The sequence below is a fragment of the Streptomyces sp. NPDC047085 genome, from assembly GCF_040643735.1.
In the GTDB taxonomy this organism is placed as follows: Bacteria; Actinomycetota; Actinomycetes; order Streptomycetales; family Streptomycetaceae; genus Streptomyces.
Genome location: NZ_JBEYUW010000015.1, coordinates 76,407 through 92,151 on the forward strand (window position 1 = coordinate 76,407; position 15,745 = coordinate 92,151).

Below are 15,745 nucleotides of genomic sequence, written 5' to 3' on the forward strand. Positions count from 1 at the left end.
GGCCGGACAGGCTCGATCACGAGGTGTACGGGATCGGGCACGCGCTGTACAGCTGACCGACACCCGCCGGCCGCCTTCGGGAAGCGGCGAGAGGCGGCGGACCGGACATCCTCCGGGGAGGTACCGAGCGGCGGCTCAGCGCGGCGTGTGACACGGCGCAGGATGTGGGTACCGGCACGGACGTGCGCGCCTCAGCGGCACACCCGTTCCGGGAAGCGGATGCGACACGGCCACCATGAGGGGCCGGGGAGAGAGTGATCGATGACCGAGGCACGGGAGTCGGCAGGCCCGCACGCGCGACGCGCGCCCGGAACGCCCTGCTGGGCGACCCTGATGGTGCACGGCCTTGCCGACACCAAGGACTTCTACCAGGAGCTGTTCGGCTGGGAGTTCGGGCCCGGCCCGCAGGAGCTCGGCCCCTATGTCCGGGCCCTGCTGGACGGGCGCGAGGTGGCGGGCATCGGCCAGCTGCCGCCGGACCTCCGGCTGCCGGTCGCCTGGACGCCCTACCTCGCCTCGGACGACGTGGACCAGACGGCCGATCAGGTGCGGCTGTGCGGCGGCACGGTGGCCGTAGGGCCGCTGGACGAGCCCGACGCCGGGCGGATGGCCATCGCCTCCGACCCCTCCGGGGCGGTGTTCGGCATCTGGCAGGGGGCGGCACACCCCGGCGCGGCCCTCAGCGGCGTCCCCGGCACCCCCGCCTGGAACGAACTGCTCACCTACGAGACCGTCAGCGTCGCCAAGTTCTACGAGGCGGTGTTCGGGTACGAGGAGGAGCCGGAGGTCTCCGCCGACTTCGACTACGTCACCCTGCGCGTCGAAGGACGCCCGGTGGCCGGCCTGCACGGTGTGGGCCACGCGCTGCCCCGGGACCGGGGCTCGCACTGGCTGACGTACTTCCAGGTCGCGGACGCCGACGACACGGTGCGGCAGGTCGTCGAACTGGGCGGCCGGACCCTGAAGCCGGCCCGCGACACCGCGCACGGCCGGATCGCACTGGTCTCCGACCTGGAGGGGGCACCCTTCTCTGTGGTCGAGAACCCGCGCTGAGCACCGGCTGTACCTAGGGGACATCCGCCAGTTCGGGCTCGACGGTGACGGAGCTCAGCGGGATCGGGGTGAACATCGCCGGCTCGTCCTCGGGGAAGAGCGCGGTCGGGCCGTAGAGCCAGTCGACGAAGGAATAGTCGTAGGTGTCGCGCGCCCGCAACAGCACGTTGCGTTGCTCGCGTGCGATGCCGTCGAGGTGCCACAACTCGCCCCAGGCGCGGGAGGTCGTGGTCACGCGGCGGGTGTGCTGGGTGCGGACGGCCTCGTACGCCGCGAGCGCCGCCGTCCAGTCGATCAGGCCGTCCTCGCCCCGGTTGCGGGCGACGTGCTCGCCGAGGACCCAGCCGTCCTCGATCGCCATGATCGCGCCCTGGGCGATGTACTGCAGCGGCGGGTGCGCCGAGTCGCCGAGCAGGGCGATCCGGCCGGCGACCCACGTGGGGATCGGGTCGCGGTCGTACATCCGCCACCACTTGTCGCGCCACATGTACGGCAGGCCCTCGCGGACGAAGTCGCAGGTCTGCGCGAAGGCCTCGTCGAGCTCGTCGGGGGTGCCCCAGTCCTCCTCGCCCGCGAGCGCCTTGGGTGACTCGAAGACCGCGACCTGGTTGAGCAGCTTCCCGCCGCGCAGGCCGTAGTGGACGAAGTGGCACCGGGGGCCGACGTGCACCACGACCTCGGAGAGGTCGACCGCACCGGCGCGCGACTCGGCCCCGGGCACCGTGCCACGGTAGGCGACGTACGCCGAGCTCACCGGCCGGTCGTCGGAGAGCAGCCGCCGCGCCACCGAGTGCAGACCGTCGGCGGCGATGACGACCGGGGCCTGCTCGGTGTGGCCGTCGGCGAAGCTCACCCGGGCGCCGTCGGCGGTGTTCTCGTAGCCGACCGCCTTCTGGGAGGTGACGAGGTCGACGCCGGCGCGCCGGCAGGCACGCAGGAAGAGGCCGTGCAGGTCGCTGCGGTGGATGACGAGGTAGGGGAAGCCGTAGCGCCGCTCCAGGTCGCGCAGGTCGAGCCGGGTGAGCTCGGTGCCGTCCACGGCGTCGCGCATGACCATCGAGTCGGGCACGACACCGAGGCCCTTGGCTTCGTCGAGAAGGCCGAAGTCGCCAAGGATGCGGCTGCAGTTGGGGGCGAGCTGGATGCCGGCCCCGACCTCGCCGAAGGCGGGCGCCTGTTCGAGGACGCGCACGGCCAGACCCTGCCGGGTCAGCGACAGCGCCGCCGCGAGGCCGCCGATGCCGCCGCCGACGACGAGGACGTCAGGGGTCTGCTGATTCATCGGGTGTTCCTTCCGTTCCTTCCGTGTGATGCCTACAGCCACGGGCCGAGGTCCGGGGCGGCGCTCAGGGGGTGGGGGCGGCCGGCGAGCCAGGCGGCGACGTCGGCGAGCGGCGCACCGGCGACCTCCGCCGGGAGCTCCGCGAGGCCGCGCTTGGCGCGGATGTCGTCGCGGAGCGCGGCGAGGAAGTCGTCCGGCAGGTCGGCGAAGTGGACCCCGGTGCCGAGGTCGACGGCGTGCACGCAGGCCTCGCGGGCGCGCAGCCACGGGATCTCCGTGGCCGGCACGGTGCGGCCCTGGGCGGTGACGACCTCGCGCTCCCACTGCTCGGGGGTGAGAGCCGCGGTCGCCTCCTCGAGGCGGGTGGCCGAGTCGCGCAGCCGGCCGAGCAGTTCGGCGGCCGGCAGGGCGGCGCCGCGCTCGATGCCGGCGGCGCGCTCCTCGGGCGAGGCGTACATGGGGGTCTCCTCGCCGGTGGCCGCCCAGCGCACGAGGTTGCCGAGCGCGTCGGCGTTGGCCGCCACGTGGGCCACCAGATGGCGCCGGGTCCAGCCCGGCAGACCGGTCGGCTCGTCGAGGGCGGTCGCGTCGAGGCCGGCCGCCGCGCCGAGGAGCAGGTCGGTGCCCTGCCGCATCCAGCGCCGGGTGTCCCGCGCCGTACGGCTCACGCCTTCACCACCTTGTTCGTGCAGGCGCCGAGCCCCTCGATCTCGGTCACGACGGTCTCGCCGCCGAGCAGGTAGACCTTCGGGTCGCGGGCGTGGCCGACCCCGGCGGGGGTGCCGGTGGCGATCAGGTCACCGGGGTTGAGCCGGACGACCGTGGAGATGTACCGCACCAGGTGCACGGGGTCGAAGAGCAGCGTGCCGGTGTTGTCCTCCTGCATGACCTGCCCGTCGACGACGGTGCGCACCGACAGCGCCGGGCGGACCCCGCCGGGCAGCTCGTCGGGGGTGACGACGTACGGCCCGACCGGGGTGGAGGAGTCCCAGATCTTGCCCTGGGTCCACTCGATGGTCCGGAACTGCCAGTCGCGCACCGACACGTCGTTCATCACCGTGAAGCCGGCGATGGCGTCGGCCGCCTCCTGCTCGGTGGCGCGCCGCACCGGCTTGCCGATGACGACGACCAGCTCGACCTCCCAGTCCAGGGCGTCGGTCTCGGCGGGCTTGACGATGTCGTCGTGCGGGCCGCAGAGGGTGTCGGCGAACTTCGGGAAGAGGGTCGGGTACGCCGGCAGCTCGCGCCCCATCTCCTTGATGTGGTTGGTGTAGTTGTGGCCGACGCAGACGACCTTCGACGGCCGCGGCACGACGGGGGCGAGGTCGGCGCCGTCGACGGCGTACGTCGGGCCGGTCGCCGAGGCGGCGATCGACTGCCAGTCGGCCTGGGCGAAGAGCTCCCCGAGGTCGGTGTGTCCGAGGTCGACGAGGGTGTCTCCCTCGAGACGGACGGCGCGGGTACCGGCGTCGGTGCGGAGGGTGGCGAGCTTCATCGGGTGGACTCCTGACGGTCGAGGTGGAGCGCCTCGAAGACGGGCGCGTCGGAGAAGCGGAAGAGGTCGAGGGCGCCGGAGTCGGAGTCGGACGACCCGGCCTCGGAGCGGGCGGAGAAGTGCGCCCAGGACGGCACCACGAAGAGGTCGCCGCGGGTGACCGACCAGGTGCGGTCGCCGACGGTGACCGTGCCGGCGCCGTCGAAGACCTGGTAGACGCTGGAGCCGGTCTCGCGCACCGGCGCCGTGCCGGCACCGCGGGCGATCCGGTGGAACTCCGCGCGGACGGTCGGCAGCACGTCGCCGCCGGTGTGCGGGTTGCTGTAGCGGACGGCCGCGTGGCCGGGCTCCACCGTCCCGGCGTAGCCCTCCTTCTCCAGCGCGAGCTGGTCGGCGAGGGCGCGGTCGGTGAACTCCCACTTGTACGCCAGCAGCGGGCTGCCCGGGGTGGGGGCCGGGGCGCCGAGCGGGCGGAGGCCGGGGTGGCCCCACAGTCGCTCGGAGCGGGACCGCTCGGGGGTGGTGCGCTCGGCGTCGCCGATCTCGTCGCGGCCGAACTCGAAGAACTGCGCCTCGGTGGCGTACTGGAACGGGATGTCGAGCCCGTCGATCCAGGCCAACGGTCGGTCGGTCGCGTTGTGATGGGCGTGCCAGTTCCAGCCGGCCTGGGGCAGGAAGTCGCCGCGGTTCATCGGGACCGGGTCGCCGCCGACGACGGTCCAGACGCCCGAGCCCTCGACGACGAAGCGGAACGCGTGCTGGGTGTGGCGGTGCTCGGGGGCGTCCTCGCCGGGCATGAGGTACTGGATCGCGGCCCACAGCGTCGGGGTGGCGAAGGGGCGGCCGCCTAGGCCCGGGTTGGCCAGCGCGATCGCGCGGCGCTCGCCGCCGCGGCCGACCGGGACCAGGTCTCCGGCCTGCTCGGCCAGGCGGCGCAGGCTTCCCCAGCGCCACAGGTGCGGCACGGCGCGGGAGCGCGGGTGGGCCGGCATGAGGTCGCCGATCTCGGTCCACAGCGGGACCAGGAGCTCCTGCTCGAAGCCGCGGTAGAGCTCCTCGAGGGCCGGGGTCACGTCGGGCTGGTCGGGGGCCGCCTCCGCACGGAGACGGACGGGCGAGGTGGTCATCTCGGGGTCCTGATCGGGTCGGGGGTCGTTTCAGTTGGGGGGTCGTTCGGGGTCATGGGGTGTTTCGGGGGTCAGTGGACGAGGTCGCCGAGGGGCTCGGCCGTGCGGACGGGACGGGTGAGGAGGTACGTCCCGACGAGCAGCAGGGCGGACAGTGCGGAGGCGCCGGCGAAGAGCAGGAAGTTGGAGCTCGCGCCGTAGCCGCCGTCGAGCAGCCGGCCAGCCAGGGTCGGGGCGATCACGGCGCCGATCCGGCCGGCGCCGAGCGCGAACCCGAGGGCCGTACCGCGCAGGATCGGCGGATAGTGACCGGCGATGGCGGAGATGATGAGGCACTGGGTGCCGTGGCTGCCGACGCCGGCGAGGATCAGCGCGCCGTACACGACGAGGATCGACGAGGGGTAGGTCACCAGCGAGGCCAGCCCGACGGCGGCGCAGGCGGCGCCGATGATCGCGCTGCGCAGCGGGCCGATCCGGGTGGCGGCCCAGGCGGTGACCGCGGAGCCCGCGACCGCGCCCAGGTTGAGGGCGAGCAGGTAGGTGAGGGGGTCGCTGCCGAGGTCGAAGCGCGGCTCACTGGCGGTCAGCTTCGGCAGCCAGGTGCCCAGTCCGTACCACGCGAAGAGGGTCGCGACCGTGGCGAGGCCGAAGAGCAGCGTGGCCGGCAGGAACGGCGGGCGCAGGACGCTGCTCAGCGTCGGGCGGAATTCCGGGGCGGCGTCGCGGGCGTCCTCGGGCGCGCTGAGACCGTAGCGCGCCTCGACGGTCCGGGCCTCGTCGGCGCGGTCCTTGCTGCGCAGCCAGGCCGCCGACTCCGGCAGCCACAGGGCGAGGGCCGCGACGAGCACGAAGCCCGCGAAGGCGAAGAGGTAGAGCGCCTCCCAGCCGAGCGCCGGCAGGACGGGGATGCCGACGAGCGCGGCGAGCGCGCCGCCGATGGGGACGCCGGACATCATCACGGTGGCCCCGACCGAGCGGAAGCGGGCCGGGACGAACTCCGCGGCGAGCGCGTTCGCGGAGGGCACCAGGCCGCCGAGGCCGATGCCCGCGACGAAGCGCAGGAGGCCGAAGACGTCCGCGTTCGGCGCGACGCCGCACAGGCCGGTGAAGAGCGTGAACCAGGTGACGCAGGCGAGGATCGTGCGCCGTCGGCCCAGCCGGTCGGCGAGGTTGCCCGCGGACAGGGCACCGACGAGCATGCCGGCGAACGCGAGGCCTCCGATGTCGCCGGCCTGGGCCGGGGTGAGGTGCCAGCCCGGCTCCTTGAGCAGGGCGGGGATCGTCGTGCCGTAGACGATGAGGTCGTAGCCGTCGAAGACGACGATCAACCAGCACAGCCCGATGACAAGGGCGGCGGGCCGCCCGTGCACGGCCACTGCGGTGGGGCCGCTCGTTGGTGTGGTCATGTTCGCAACGTGCCTGTTAGCATCGCTGGCGGAACAGTAGATTCCGCAGAGCAGAATCGAGGAGCTTCATGGCGCGCGAGCTCAAGCAGCCTCCGGCGTACGCCATCGCGTCCGTCGACCACGCCCTGCGCCTGGCCACCCTGCTGCAGCTCGAGGGCTCGATCACCGTCGCCGAGGCGGCCGACCGGCTGGACGTCGCACGCTCGACCGCGCACCGGCTGCTGCAGATGCTCGTCTACCGCGACTTCGCGGTGCAGGACGCGAGCCGCGGCTATCACGCCGGGCCGGTGCTCGAGCTCGCCGCGCACTCGCGGTCGGGCACCTCGCACCTGCGGGCGGTCGCGCTGCCTCACCTGCGCCGGCTGGTCGACGTGGTCGACGAGTCGGCGAACCTCGCCATCCGCACCGGTGACACCACTCGTTTCATCGCCTCGGTCGAGTGCGGCCAGGCGCTGCGCGTCGGGTCGCGCGAGGGCATGGTCTTCCCGGCCCACCGCACCACCGCCGGGCTGCTGCTCCTGTCCGAACTGTCGGCCGCCGAACTGGACGAGGTGTACGCCGCGGAGCGCTACGACGAGAGCCCCGACGACCGCCCCGACCTCGCCAAGTTGCGGGCCGAGCTCACCCGGATCCGGCGCAACGGCTTCGCGCTCAACCAGGGTCGCTCCGAGCGGGGCATCGTCGCAGTCGGCGTGCCGGTGCGCGGCGCCGAACACGCCGTGCTCGCCGGCATCTCGCTCTCGATTCCCAGCGTCCGCTACGACCGGCATCGGCTGCCGACGCTGGTGGCGATGCTGCACAAGGCCGCCGGCGCGGTGGAGGCGGAGCTCGGCAAGCAGGCCGGATGAAGAGCCGCGGACCCGGCCTCACTCGATCCGCGGACCCGGCGTCCGCCGTGGGTCAGCCCGAGGTGACCGGCAGTACGTCAGGGGACAGTGCCGCCGCTCGCGCCGTCGCGCTCGTCATCCGCTTGCGGTGATGACGACGGCACAGCACTTCGTAGCCGACCTCGCCCGCTGACTGGTTGACGTCGCCGACGACCACCTGGGCGCCCTCGACGACCATCTCGCCGTCTATCGTGCGGGCGTTGTGCGTGGCGCGGGCGCCGCACCAGCACAGGGCCTCGACCTGGAGCACCTCGATGCGGTCGGCCAGCTCGACCAGCCGCTGGGAGCCGGGGAAGAGCTTGGAGCGGAAGTCGGTGGTGATGCCGAAGGCGAAGACGTCCATGCCGAGGTCGTCGACCACGCGCGCGAGCTGGTCGATCTGGTCCGGCGCGAGGAACTGCGCCTCGTCCGCGATCACGTAGTCCGCGCGGCCGCCCTGCGAGAGGTGGTCGACGAGATAGGCGTACAGGTCCTGGCCGTCCTCGACCTCCACCGCGTCGGTGACCAGGCCGAGCCGGGAGGACAGCTTGCCCTCGCCCGCCCGGTCGTCGCGGGTGAAGATCATGCCGACGAGGCCGCGCGCGGAGCGGTTGTGCTCGATCTGCAGAGCCAGCGTCGACTTCCCGCAGTCCATCGTTCCGGAGAAGAACACCAGCTCGGGCATGAGGAGTTGAGCACCTTTCGGTGAGGGGGCGGACGAGGGTCGGGGGGCGGGGTGGTTCAGGGCACCGGGAGTCAGGTGCGTACTTCGAGCAGCGGGACCAGCTGCTCGGCCGGGGTCATCGAACCGTGGTTGCCGACCAGCGCCGACTCCTTGGGCTCCCGCTCGGTCGCGATGATGAGCACGTCGTCGTGCGCGGCCGCGACCACGTCCCCGATCCGCGGGTACACGCGCTCGTCGATGTGCGGCCCGAACCAGCCCGCCGCGATGGCCTCGTCGCGCGAGGCCACCCAGAACTGCTCGCCGAGCACCTCGCGCCAGACGGTCAGTACGTCGTTCTCGGCGCCCGGCACCGCGTACACGTGCCGCGCGCGCCCCTCCCCGCCGAGCAGGGCGACGCCGGCGCGCAGCTCCCAATCCTCGTCGAAGTCGAAGCGGTGCCGCTCGTCGAACGGGACGTCGACCATGCCGTGGTCGGCGGTGACGTACAGCGCGCTGCGCGGGGGCAGCTGCTCGGCGAGCCGCTGGGCGAGCCGGTCGACGTACATGAGCTGGCCGCGCCAGGTGTCGGAGGCGACGCCGTAGCGGTGTCCGGCGCTGTCCAGCTCGGCGTAGTACGTGTACACCAGCGAGCGGTCGCCGGCGGCGAGCCGCTCGGCCGCGAGGTCCATGCGGTCCTCGCCGCTCAGGCGTCCGAGGAACGTGCCGCCGCTGAGCGCGATCTTGGTGAGCGGGGTGTTCGCGAAGGCGGGCGAGGACACCTGGGCGGCGTGCACGCCTGCCTCCTCGGCCAGCTGGAACACGGTGGGGTACGGCTGCCACAGGCGCGGCGAGGTCCACGGGTGCCAGCGCAGCTGGTTCATCAGCTCGCCGGTGTCCGGGTTGCGGGCCGTGTAGCCAGGCAGGCCGTGGGCGCCCGGGGGCAGGCCGGTGCCGACGGAGGCGAGGGAGGTCGCGGTGGTCGCCGGGTAGCCGGCGGTGAGCGGGCGTCCGGTGCCGCCGCGCGAGCTGCCGAGCAGCGAGTTCAGGAAGGGAGCCTCGTCCGGGTGTGCCCGCAGCTGCTCCCAGCCGAGCCCGTCGACCAGGAAGACACAGACCCGGTCGGCCGCGGTCAGTTCCTCGATCGTGGCGGTCATGCCGGGGACGCCGAGACCGGCGGCCAGGGTGGGCAGGAGGTCGGCGAGGGAGCCGCTGCCGTACTCGGGCAGCGGTGCGGTGTCCAGGGCGAGCGGTTCCGGGTGGTCCCAGGCGGAGAGCTGGGACATCAGTGCGTGAGGTCCGCGGTCGCCTCGGAGATGGCCTGCGCGAAGGCGAGCGCCTGGCGCACCGTCTCCGGGCCGTCCCCGGCCTCGCTGACCCGCAGGCTGAGGTCGTCCGCGGTGGAGCTGCCCGTGTAGCCGTGGTCGGCCTCGCAGTTGGGGTCGCCGCAGGCGGCGGGCTCCAGGTCGATGCGGCTGACGGCGCCCCAGCCGATGGTCAGCACGACCTCGCGGGGCAGCGTGCCCGGCGTGTACTGCTCCGGGTTCGCGACCACACGGCTGACCACGACCGACGAGATCCGGTCGAGCTTCACGGACTCCGTGGAAGTCGTGGCGTACGGCGTCGGGGAGGTGCTGTCGGCGGCCTGCTCGTCGGTGTGGCTGACGATGAAGCGGTTGCCGGTGAGGACCAGGACGGTCACGTGCCGGCGGACCTCGTTCTGGTCGAACGTCGTCTCCTGGTGGACCAGGTACGACCGGATGGGCTCGCCGCCCACAGCGGCCTCCACCGCCTCGGCCACGAGGGCCGGGTAGTAGCCGCTGCGCTCGATCGCCGCGCGCAGCCCCTGGGTCGTCGTACTGGTCTTGGCCATGGCGTCCATCCTAATCCGTGGGCAAGGGCGGTCCGGGCCAGTCGGCGACACCCGAGGCGGCCTGAGGACCGCTCGCGGGGTGTCGCTGGACGAGCCCCGGCAGGATGTCCAGCCGCTCGGCGGCGACCAGGCAGGAGACGGGTCCCCGGCCACCGGCGTCCGCTTCGAAGGCGACCACGAGGGGCGGGGTTTCGCCCGGCTGCCGCGCGAGGCGCGCCGTCTCCTCGGCCGTGGGGGCACGGAAGACGGGGTCCTGGAAGTCCGGCGGGCAGGACACGAAGGCGGGCGCGACGAAGACCAGCTCCAGGCCGTGGTGGTGGGTGAGGTCGTACCCGGCGGCCAGACGCAGCTGCCCGCCGTCCCAGACGATCACTTCCCAGTCCCACCAGCTGCCCTCGGGCAGCCGCTGCCCGGCGATCTCCATGCGATGTCCCCTCCCCTGCTCTGTGGACCGGCGGCCGCTCAGTAGGCCGGCAGCGTGCGCGGGCCGAGGTCGTCGCGGGCGGGCGGCGGGGCGAGCCGCACGGTGGCGCCGAGGACGCTCACGCCGTGCTGGGCGACGACGACCGGTTCGAGCGTCACGGCGACGACCTCGGGGTGGTCGTCGACCAGCCGGGACACCCGCAGCAGCAGTTCCTCCAGCGCGGGCGTGTCGACCGGCGTGGAGCCGCGCCAGCCGAACAGCAGCGGTGCCGTCCGGATGGACCGCACCAGCGAAGTCGCCTCCCGGTCGGTGACCGGGACCAGCCGGTGCGCCATGTCCCCGAGCAGCTGCGAGGCGGCCCCGGCGAGGCCGAAGGACAGCACGGCCCCGGCCGCCGGATCGATCACCGCCCGTACGACGGTGTCGACGCCCCGGGGTGCCATGCCCTGCACCACCGGCCGCAGCCCCTCCGGCTCCCCGAACAGTCCAGTCAACTCGGCGTAGGACCGACGCAGTTGCTCCTCGTCCGCGAGGTCCAGCCGTACCCCGCCCAGGTCGGCGCGGTGCCGCAGGTGGGGGGCGGTGGCCTTGAGGGCGACCGGGTACCCGAGAGTGCGGGCGGCCTCGACGGCGGCGTCCGGGGTGAGCGCCGGCAGCGCGCGGCGCACCCGTATGCCGTACTTCCCGAGCAGCTCACAGGTCTCCGCCTCCCCGATGGTCAGGCCCTCCCCCCGCTGGAGCAGGCCCTCGATCAGCTCGGCGGCCCCCTTCTCGTCGATGTCCTCGTACTCCGGCACCTTCCCCGGATCGGCCGCCTCCCGCCGCCACTGCGCGTACTTCACGGCTTCCGCGAGGGCGCGTACGGCTCGTTCGGCGGCGGGGTAGGCGGGGATGAGGCGGGGCTCGGCGCCTTCGGGAGCGGCTGTCTCCGCGGTGGGCGGGCGTTCCGCAGGGGAGCGGGGTTCTTCGAGTGGGGGAAGGTGCGCACCGCCCTCGGCGCCGTGCGCCTTCGCGGCGGCCTGGGGTGCCGTGCTCGTCGCGGCCGACAGCGCCTCCGCGAGCCCGCCCAGCTCCACGTGAACCACCAGCACCGGCTTGCCCGGGACCAGAGCGGCCGCCGAGCTCAACGCCTCCGCCAGTTCCGCGTCCCCCGGCGATCCTTCCCCGATCGCCGGAATCGCCGTGACGACCACCGCGTCGCACGTCTCGTCCGCCAGCGCCCGCGACAGCGCCCGATGGAAGTCCTCCGCCGTCGCCCCGGTCGTCAGGTCCACCGGCGGCGCCGGCCGCAGGCCCTCCGCGAGACACCGGTCGTACGTGAGCACCCCCAGCGACTCGGAGTTGCCGAGGATCGCCACCCGCGGCCCGGCAGGCAGCGGCTGGCGGGCGAGCAGCAGGCCCGCGTCCACCAGCTCCGTGATCGTGTCGACCCGGATCACGCCGGCCTGCCGCAGCAGCGCGGAGACGGTCGCGTGCGGCAGCCGCGTCGCCCGTACCGCGTGCCCCTGGGGCGCGGACCCGGCGCCCTGCACCACGACCAGCGGCTTGGCCGCAGCCGTGCGCCGGGCGAGGCGGGTGAACTTGCGGGGGTTGCCGAGGGACTCCAGGTACATGAGGACGACGTCGGTCTCGGGATCGTCGTACCAGTACTGGATGACGTCGTTGCCGGAGACGTCCGCCCGGTTGCCGGAGGAGACGAAGGTGGACACGCCCGTGACCCCGGTCACCCCTCCTCCGCGCCGGTGCAGCCGGGACAGCAGGGCGATGCCGATGGCGCCGGACTGGGCGAACAGTCCGATGCGGCCGGGACGGGGCATCTCCGGGGCGAGGGAGGCGTTGAGCCGGACGTCCGGGGCGGTGTTGATGACGCCGAAGGCGTTCGGGCCGATGATCCGCATGCCGTACGCGCGCGCGAGCTGCACGAGGGCCCGCTGCCGCTCGCGTCCCTCGGGGCCGCTCTCGGCGTATCCGGCGGAGAGCACGACGAGGCCCTGCACGCCGTGTTCGCCGCACTCGGCGACGACCGCGGGCACGTGCTCGGCCGGTACGGCGACGACCGCGAGGTCCACGGGCCCCTCGATGTCCCGCACCGAGCGGTACGCGGGCACTCCGTCGACCTCCTTGAGGTGGTCGGGGAAGGCCTTGTTCACGGCGTGCAACGGGCCGGTGTAGCCGGCGTCCCGGATGTTGCCGAGGACGCCCCGGCCCACCCCGCCGGGTGCGCGGCCGACGCCGACGACCGCGACCGAGCCGGGTGCCAGCAGCCGTCGTACCGAGCGGGCCTCGGCGCGCTGCTCCCGCGCGCGCTGCACGGCGACGGAGCGGTCGGTGGGTTCGAGGTCGAACTCCAGGCGTACGACGCCGTCCTCGAAGCTGCGCTTCTGGGTGTACCCGGCGTCCGTGAACACCTTGATCATCTTGGTGTTGGCGGGCAGCACCTCGGCGGCGAAGCGGCGGATGCCGCGCTCGCGCGCGACGGCGGCGATGTGCTCCAGGAGGGCGGAGGCGACGCCGCGGCCCTGGTGGGCGTCCTGCACTAGGAAGGCGACCTCGGCCTCGTCGGCGGGGGCTGAGGCGGGCATGCCGTCGGGGCCGATGCGGTCGTAGCGTACGGTGGCGATGAACTCACCGCCGATGGTGGCCGCGAGTCCCACCCGGTCCACGAAGTCGTGGTGCGTGAAGCGGTGGACGTCCTTGGCGGAGAGTCGGGGGTACGGCGCGAAGAAGCGGTAGTACTTCGACTCGTCCGAGACCTGCTCGTAGAAGCTGACCAGGCGGTCGGCGTCATCGACGGTGATGGGCCTGACGCGCGCGGTGCCCCCGTCGCGCAGCACTACGTCCGCCTCCCAGTGGGCGGGGTACTCGTGCCGGTCCTGCCGGTCCGCCGGGGTCTGCATGGGCCCCAGAGTACGGCTCGCCAACGACAACGGCGCGAGGCAGTCTGTGGGGAACGGAAGTCGGGCCGAGGCCGCGGTCCGACGACACACCGGGGCACGACGAGGGTCCGCTCCGGGCACGCTTCACCGTATGGGAAACTGGTCTAGACAACCCTGAGACTCTGAAGGGCAGCAACACATGGCTGAGCGCCGCGTCAACGTCGGCTGGGCCGAGGGCCTCCACGCCCGCCCCGCCTCCATCTTCGTCCGAGCCGCCACGGCCGCAGGCGTCCCGGTGACGATCGCCAAGGCTGACGGCACCCCCGTCAACGCGGCCTCCATGCTGGCTGTCCTGGGCCTGGGCGCCCAGGGTGGCGAGGAGATCGTCCTCGCCTCCGACGCCGAGGGCGCGGACGCCGCCCTGGACCGTCTGGCCAAGCTGGTCTCCGAGGGCCTCGAGGAACTGCCCGAGACCGTCTGAGCTTCGGCACGACCGACACGGAAGCCGTGTCGCCCTTCACGGGCGGCGCGGCTTCCGCGCTTCCATGCCTCCGCGCTTCCATGCCTCCGCGCTTCCATGCCTCCGCGCTTTCCGGCTTCCGGCTTCCGGCTTCCGGCTTCCAGGAAAATCGCGGGCACGTCGGAAATGCGGGCAGCAGAAATACGCCCCACCGAATTGCTCTTCTTTGTATACGGCGCCGGTGTTAATGCCGCGGGCTCGACATGTTTACGGCATGTTGCGAAGTCCTCACGCGCTCCGCGCGATCCGCGCCGCCGGAAAAACGCAGCCGGTGCACGGCCGTCGCGCGCTCGGTGTGCAATGCCGTGATCGCCCGCGCGCGCTCGCCGTCGCCGCGCGCCACCGCGTCCACGATCGCTCCGTGCTCCGCCCAGGACTCCACCGGGCTCGGCGGCGCGTCCACCGCGTACATCCAGGCGATCTTGTGCCGCAGCTGGGTGAGCGTCGAGGACAGCGACTGGCTGCCGGAGGCCTGGGCGAGCGTCTCGTGGAACCAGCCGCCGAGCGAGCGCAGATCCTCGCTGTTGCCCCGCCTGGCCCGCTCCTGGCCCAGCCGGACCAGGCCGCGCAGCACCTTCAGATGGGCCTCCGTGCGCCGCTGGGCGGCCCGGAAGGCGCCGAGCGGCTCCAGCAGCATCCGCATCTCCAGCAGGTCGGCCGCCTCCAGCTCGGTCGGCTCGGCCACGCACGCGCCCGCGTGCCGCCGGGTCACCACGAACCCCTCGGCCTCCAGGGTGCGCAGGGCCTCGCGGACGGGAACGCGCGAGACGCCGTAGCGGCGGGCCAGGACTTCCTCGGTGAGGCGGCCGCCGCGCTCGTAGACACCCGCGACGATGTCGTCCCGGATCGCCGTGCACACCGAGTGCGCCGGAATACGCATGCCCGACCTCCGTCTTAATCCCCGTGAAACGTCGACGATGGACGTGTGTTCCGTGACTCTATTGCAATGAGCCGGAATTTCCGACGGCGGGCCGGAATCCATGGATATTTTTTGGACAACGGGTACGGCGGGCTCACAGAAAAACGGCGAAAGCCCCGGCGCGTGAGCCGGGGCTTTCGGATGCTTCGGATGCTTCGGATGCTTCGGATGCTTCGGATGCCGTGCGCGCGGGCGTCAGACGTTCACGCCGTGCTTGCGGAGGTAGGCGACGGGGTCGACGTCCGAGCCGTACTCGGGGGTCGTACGCGCTTCGAAGTGCAGGTGCGGGCCGGTGACGTTGCCGGTCGCGCCGGACAGGCCGATCTGCTGGCCCGGGGTGACCTGCTGGCCCACGGTGACGCCGATGGACGACAGGTGGCCGTACTGGGTGTACATGCCGTCGGCCATCCGGATCACGATCTGGTTGCCGTACGCCCCGCCCCAGCCGGTGGACACGACGGTGCCGGAGCCGGCCGCGTGGACGGGCGTCCCACTGGCCGCGTGGAAGTCGATGCCGGTGTGGGAACCGGAGGACCACAGGGAGCTGCTCGCCATGTAGCCGGTGGAGACGTACGAGTGCGCGATCGGGGCGACGAAGGCGTTCAGGCGCTCGCGCTCCGCCGCACGGGCGGCGCGGGCCTTTGCCTCACGCTCCTCCTTCACGCGCTCGGCGGCGGCCTTGGCCGCGGCCTCCTCGGCCTCCTTGCGCTCGGCGGTGGCCTTCTGGGCGGCCGCCTGCGCGTCGATCTCCTCGGCCAGCGTGTCGCTGACGGTGATGACGGGAGTGAGACCGGTCTGCTCGACGGAGTTCTCCGCGGCGACCGCAGGCGATGCCGCGAGGGTGCCGACGACGCCTGAGGTGGTGAGGGCCGCGATGCCGGCCGCCTGAGCGGTGGTGCGCTTGACCCGGCCGGGCTTGCGGTGCTTCCCGGTGGCGCACATGAACGCCATGAAGTGGCTGGTCCTTTCCTTCCCTCTCGCCTACCGGGTTAGCTGACGGGTTCGGAGCAGGAAGGTCTCCTACGGACCCCCTCGCTCGCGCGCGGGCGTCCGATTCACCCCAGGGACTGCGGTTGGGTCCCCGGCTCCCCTGGCTCGCGCCGTACGGGGACTCGGCGATGACTGTCCGGTGCCGCGGGCGCGGCGCACTGCCTGACGGACAGCCCGAAAGACGCTACGGGCGGCGGCTCGCGATCCCCAAACGGATCCGGGCTTTTGTAGCGCATCCCACAGGGCAGACAGG

The 15,745-nt window shown here is 72.9% G+C and carries 15 protein-coding genes and 1 riboswitch; of the genes, 3 read left to right on the top strand and 12 right to left on the bottom strand.

The genetic code is table 11. From position 1 onward, the window contains the following. The first annotated feature begins 261 nt into the window (after positions 1-261). Entirely contained in the window at positions 262-1,053 is a 792-nt protein-coding gene (locus tag ABZ865_RS35990) for a VOC family protein (RefSeq protein WP_361239852.1), read from the top strand. A gap of 13 nt (positions 1,054-1,066) precedes the next feature. Here the strand turns inward: ABZ865_RS35990 and ABZ865_RS35995 are convergent, their stop codons facing one another. The 5 genes from ABZ865_RS35995 to ABZ865_RS36015 form a co-directional block, all read right to left on the bottom strand. Further along, the gene (locus tag ABZ865_RS35995) at positions 1,067-2,335 is read right to left on the bottom strand and encodes an FAD-dependent monooxygenase (protein WP_361239854.1); all 1,269 of its coding nucleotides are present in this window, start codon (positions 2,333-2,335) and stop codon (positions 1,067-1,069) included. Between the two features lie 32 nt (positions 2,336-2,367). After that, positions 2,368-3,003 (bottom strand): maleylpyruvate isomerase N-terminal domain-containing protein, encoded by a 636-nt coding sequence (locus ABZ865_RS36000; RefSeq protein ID WP_361239856.1) that lies wholly within the window; start codon positions 3,001-3,003, stop codon positions 2,368-2,370. Beyond that, positions 3,000-3,830 carry a fumarylacetoacetate hydrolase family protein gene (locus ABZ865_RS36005; protein ID WP_361239858.1) on the bottom strand — a complete coding sequence of 277 codons (831 nt, stop codon included), beginning with the start codon at positions 3,828-3,830 and terminating at the stop codon, positions 3,000-3,002. Before ABZ865_RS36005 ends, ABZ865_RS36000 begins: the two co-directional genes overlap by 4 nt. After that, positions 3,827-4,957, bottom strand: a complete 1,131-nt coding sequence (locus ABZ865_RS36010) for a cupin domain-containing protein (RefSeq protein WP_361239859.1) — start codon at positions 4,955-4,957, stop codon at positions 3,827-3,829. The genes ABZ865_RS36005 and ABZ865_RS36010 overlap by 4 nt, the downstream gene beginning before the upstream one ends. Positions 4,958-5,028: 71 nt before the next feature. Further along, positions 5,029-6,363: an aromatic acid/H+ symport family MFS transporter gene (locus ABZ865_RS36015; RefSeq protein ID WP_361239861.1), complete on the bottom strand. Its 1,335-nt coding sequence runs from the start codon at positions 6,361-6,363 to the stop codon at positions 5,029-5,031. Between the two features lie 68 nt (positions 6,364-6,431). Between ABZ865_RS36015 and ABZ865_RS36020 the strand changes: the two genes are divergently transcribed. Then, positions 6,432-7,211, top strand: a complete 780-nt coding sequence (locus ABZ865_RS36020) for an IclR family transcriptional regulator (RefSeq protein ID WP_361239863.1) — start codon at positions 6,432-6,434, stop codon at positions 7,209-7,211. Between the two features lie 52 nt (positions 7,212-7,263). Here ABZ865_RS36020 and ABZ865_RS36025 read toward each other — a convergent pair whose 3' ends face one another. From ABZ865_RS36025 to ABZ865_RS36045, 5 genes are all read right to left on the bottom strand, one after another. Beyond that, the gene (locus ABZ865_RS36025; protein ID WP_361239865.1) at positions 7,264-7,914 is read right to left on the bottom strand and encodes a thymidine kinase; all 651 of its coding nucleotides are present in this window, start codon (positions 7,912-7,914) and stop codon (positions 7,264-7,266) included. A gap of 71 nt (positions 7,915-7,985) precedes the next feature. Beyond that, the gene (locus ABZ865_RS36030) at positions 7,986-9,176 is read right to left on the bottom strand and encodes a nucleotide pyrophosphatase/phosphodiesterase family protein (protein WP_361239867.1); all 1,191 of its coding nucleotides are present in this window, start codon (positions 9,174-9,176) and stop codon (positions 7,986-7,988) included. Next, positions 9,176-9,772 (bottom strand): DUF5998 family protein, encoded by a 597-nt coding sequence (locus ABZ865_RS36035; RefSeq protein ID WP_361239869.1) that lies wholly within the window; start codon positions 9,770-9,772, stop codon positions 9,176-9,178. Before ABZ865_RS36035 ends, ABZ865_RS36030 begins: the two co-directional genes overlap by 1 nt. 1 nt (position 9,773) lies before the next feature. Beyond that, the gene (locus tag ABZ865_RS36040) at positions 9,774-10,187 is read right to left on the bottom strand and encodes a hypothetical protein (RefSeq protein ID WP_361239871.1); all 414 of its coding nucleotides are present in this window, start codon (positions 10,185-10,187) and stop codon (positions 9,774-9,776) included. A gap of 38 nt (positions 10,188-10,225) precedes the next feature. Beyond that, complete coding sequence (locus ABZ865_RS36045; RefSeq protein ID WP_361239873.1) at positions 10,226-13,084, bottom strand: GNAT family N-acetyltransferase; 2,859 nt, start codon at positions 13,082-13,084, stop codon at positions 10,226-10,228. Between the two features lie 178 nt (positions 13,085-13,262). On the opposite strand from ABZ865_RS36045, the gene ABZ865_RS36050 reads away from it, so the two are divergent. Then, positions 13,263-13,544, top strand: a complete 282-nt coding sequence (locus ABZ865_RS36050; protein WP_114255742.1) for an HPr family phosphocarrier protein — start codon at positions 13,263-13,265, stop codon at positions 13,542-13,544. Positions 13,545-13,767: 223 nt separating this feature from the next. On the opposite strand, the gene ABZ865_RS36055 is transcribed toward ABZ865_RS36050, so the two are convergent. Together ABZ865_RS36055 and ABZ865_RS36060 are read right to left on the bottom strand one after the other, a co-directional pair. Further along, a complete protein-coding gene (locus ABZ865_RS36055; RefSeq protein WP_361239876.1) occupies positions 13,768-14,463 on the bottom strand; it encodes a GntR family transcriptional regulator in 696 nt (231 codons plus the stop codon). Positions 14,464-14,697: 234 nt separating this feature from the next. Then, positions 14,698-15,453: a M23 family metallopeptidase gene (locus ABZ865_RS36060; RefSeq protein ID WP_361239878.1), complete on the bottom strand. Its 756-nt coding sequence runs from the start codon at positions 15,451-15,453 to the stop codon at positions 14,698-14,700. Between the two features lie 12 nt (positions 15,454-15,465). Then, a riboswitch (cyclic di-AMP (ydaO/yuaA leader) is annotated at positions 15,466-15,630 on the bottom strand. Between the last annotated feature and the right edge of the window lie 115 nt (positions 15,631-15,745).

What these genes read in the sequence shown, in the direction of transcription:
- ABZ865_RS35990 (WP_361239852.1), top strand. Translation starts at nt 262, where the DNA reads ATGACCGAGGCACGGGAGTCGGCAGGCCCGCACGCGCGACGCGCGCCC.
- ABZ865_RS35995 (WP_361239854.1), bottom strand. Translation starts at nt 2,335, where the DNA reads ATGAATCAGCAGACCCCTGACGTCCTCGTCGTCGGCGGCGGCATCGGC.
- ABZ865_RS36005 (WP_361239858.1), bottom strand. Translation starts at nt 3,830, where the DNA reads ATGAAGCTCGCCACCCTCCGCACCGACGCCGGTACCCGCGCCGTCCGT.
- ABZ865_RS36010 (WP_361239859.1), bottom strand. Translation starts at nt 4,957, where the DNA reads ATGACCACCTCGCCCGTCCGTCTCCGTGCGGAGGCGGCCCCCGACCAG.
- ABZ865_RS36015 (WP_361239861.1), bottom strand. Translation starts at nt 6,363, where the DNA reads ATGACCACACCAACGAGCGGCCCCACCGCAGTGGCCGTGCACGGGCGG.
- ABZ865_RS36020 (WP_361239863.1), top strand. Translation starts at nt 6,432, where the DNA reads ATGGCGCGCGAGCTCAAGCAGCCTCCGGCGTACGCCATCGCGTCCGTC.
- ABZ865_RS36025 (WP_361239865.1), bottom strand. Translation starts at nt 7,914, where the DNA reads ATGCCCGAGCTGGTGTTCTTCTCCGGAACGATGGACTGCGGGAAGTCG.
- ABZ865_RS36030 (WP_361239867.1), bottom strand. Translation starts at nt 9,176, where the DNA reads ATGTCCCAGCTCTCCGCCTGGGACCACCCGGAACCGCTCGCCCTGGAC.
- ABZ865_RS36035 (WP_361239869.1), bottom strand. Translation starts at nt 9,772, where the DNA reads ATGGACGCCATGGCCAAGACCAGTACGACGACCCAGGGGCTGCGCGCG.
- ABZ865_RS36040 (WP_361239871.1), bottom strand. Translation starts at nt 10,187, where the DNA reads ATGGAGATCGCCGGGCAGCGGCTGCCCGAGGGCAGCTGGTGGGACTGG.
- ABZ865_RS36045 (WP_361239873.1), bottom strand. Translation starts at nt 13,084, where the DNA reads ATGCAGACCCCGGCGGACCGGCAGGACCGGCACGAGTACCCCGCCCAC.
- ABZ865_RS36050 (WP_114255742.1), top strand. Translation starts at nt 13,263, where the DNA reads ATGGCTGAGCGCCGCGTCAACGTCGGCTGGGCCGAGGGCCTCCACGCC.
- ABZ865_RS36055 (WP_361239876.1), bottom strand. Translation starts at nt 14,463, where the DNA reads ATGCGTATTCCGGCGCACTCGGTGTGCACGGCGATCCGGGACGACATC.
- ABZ865_RS36060 (WP_361239878.1), bottom strand. Translation starts at nt 15,453, where the DNA reads ATGGCGTTCATGTGCGCCACCGGGAAGCACCGCAAGCCCGGCCGGGTC.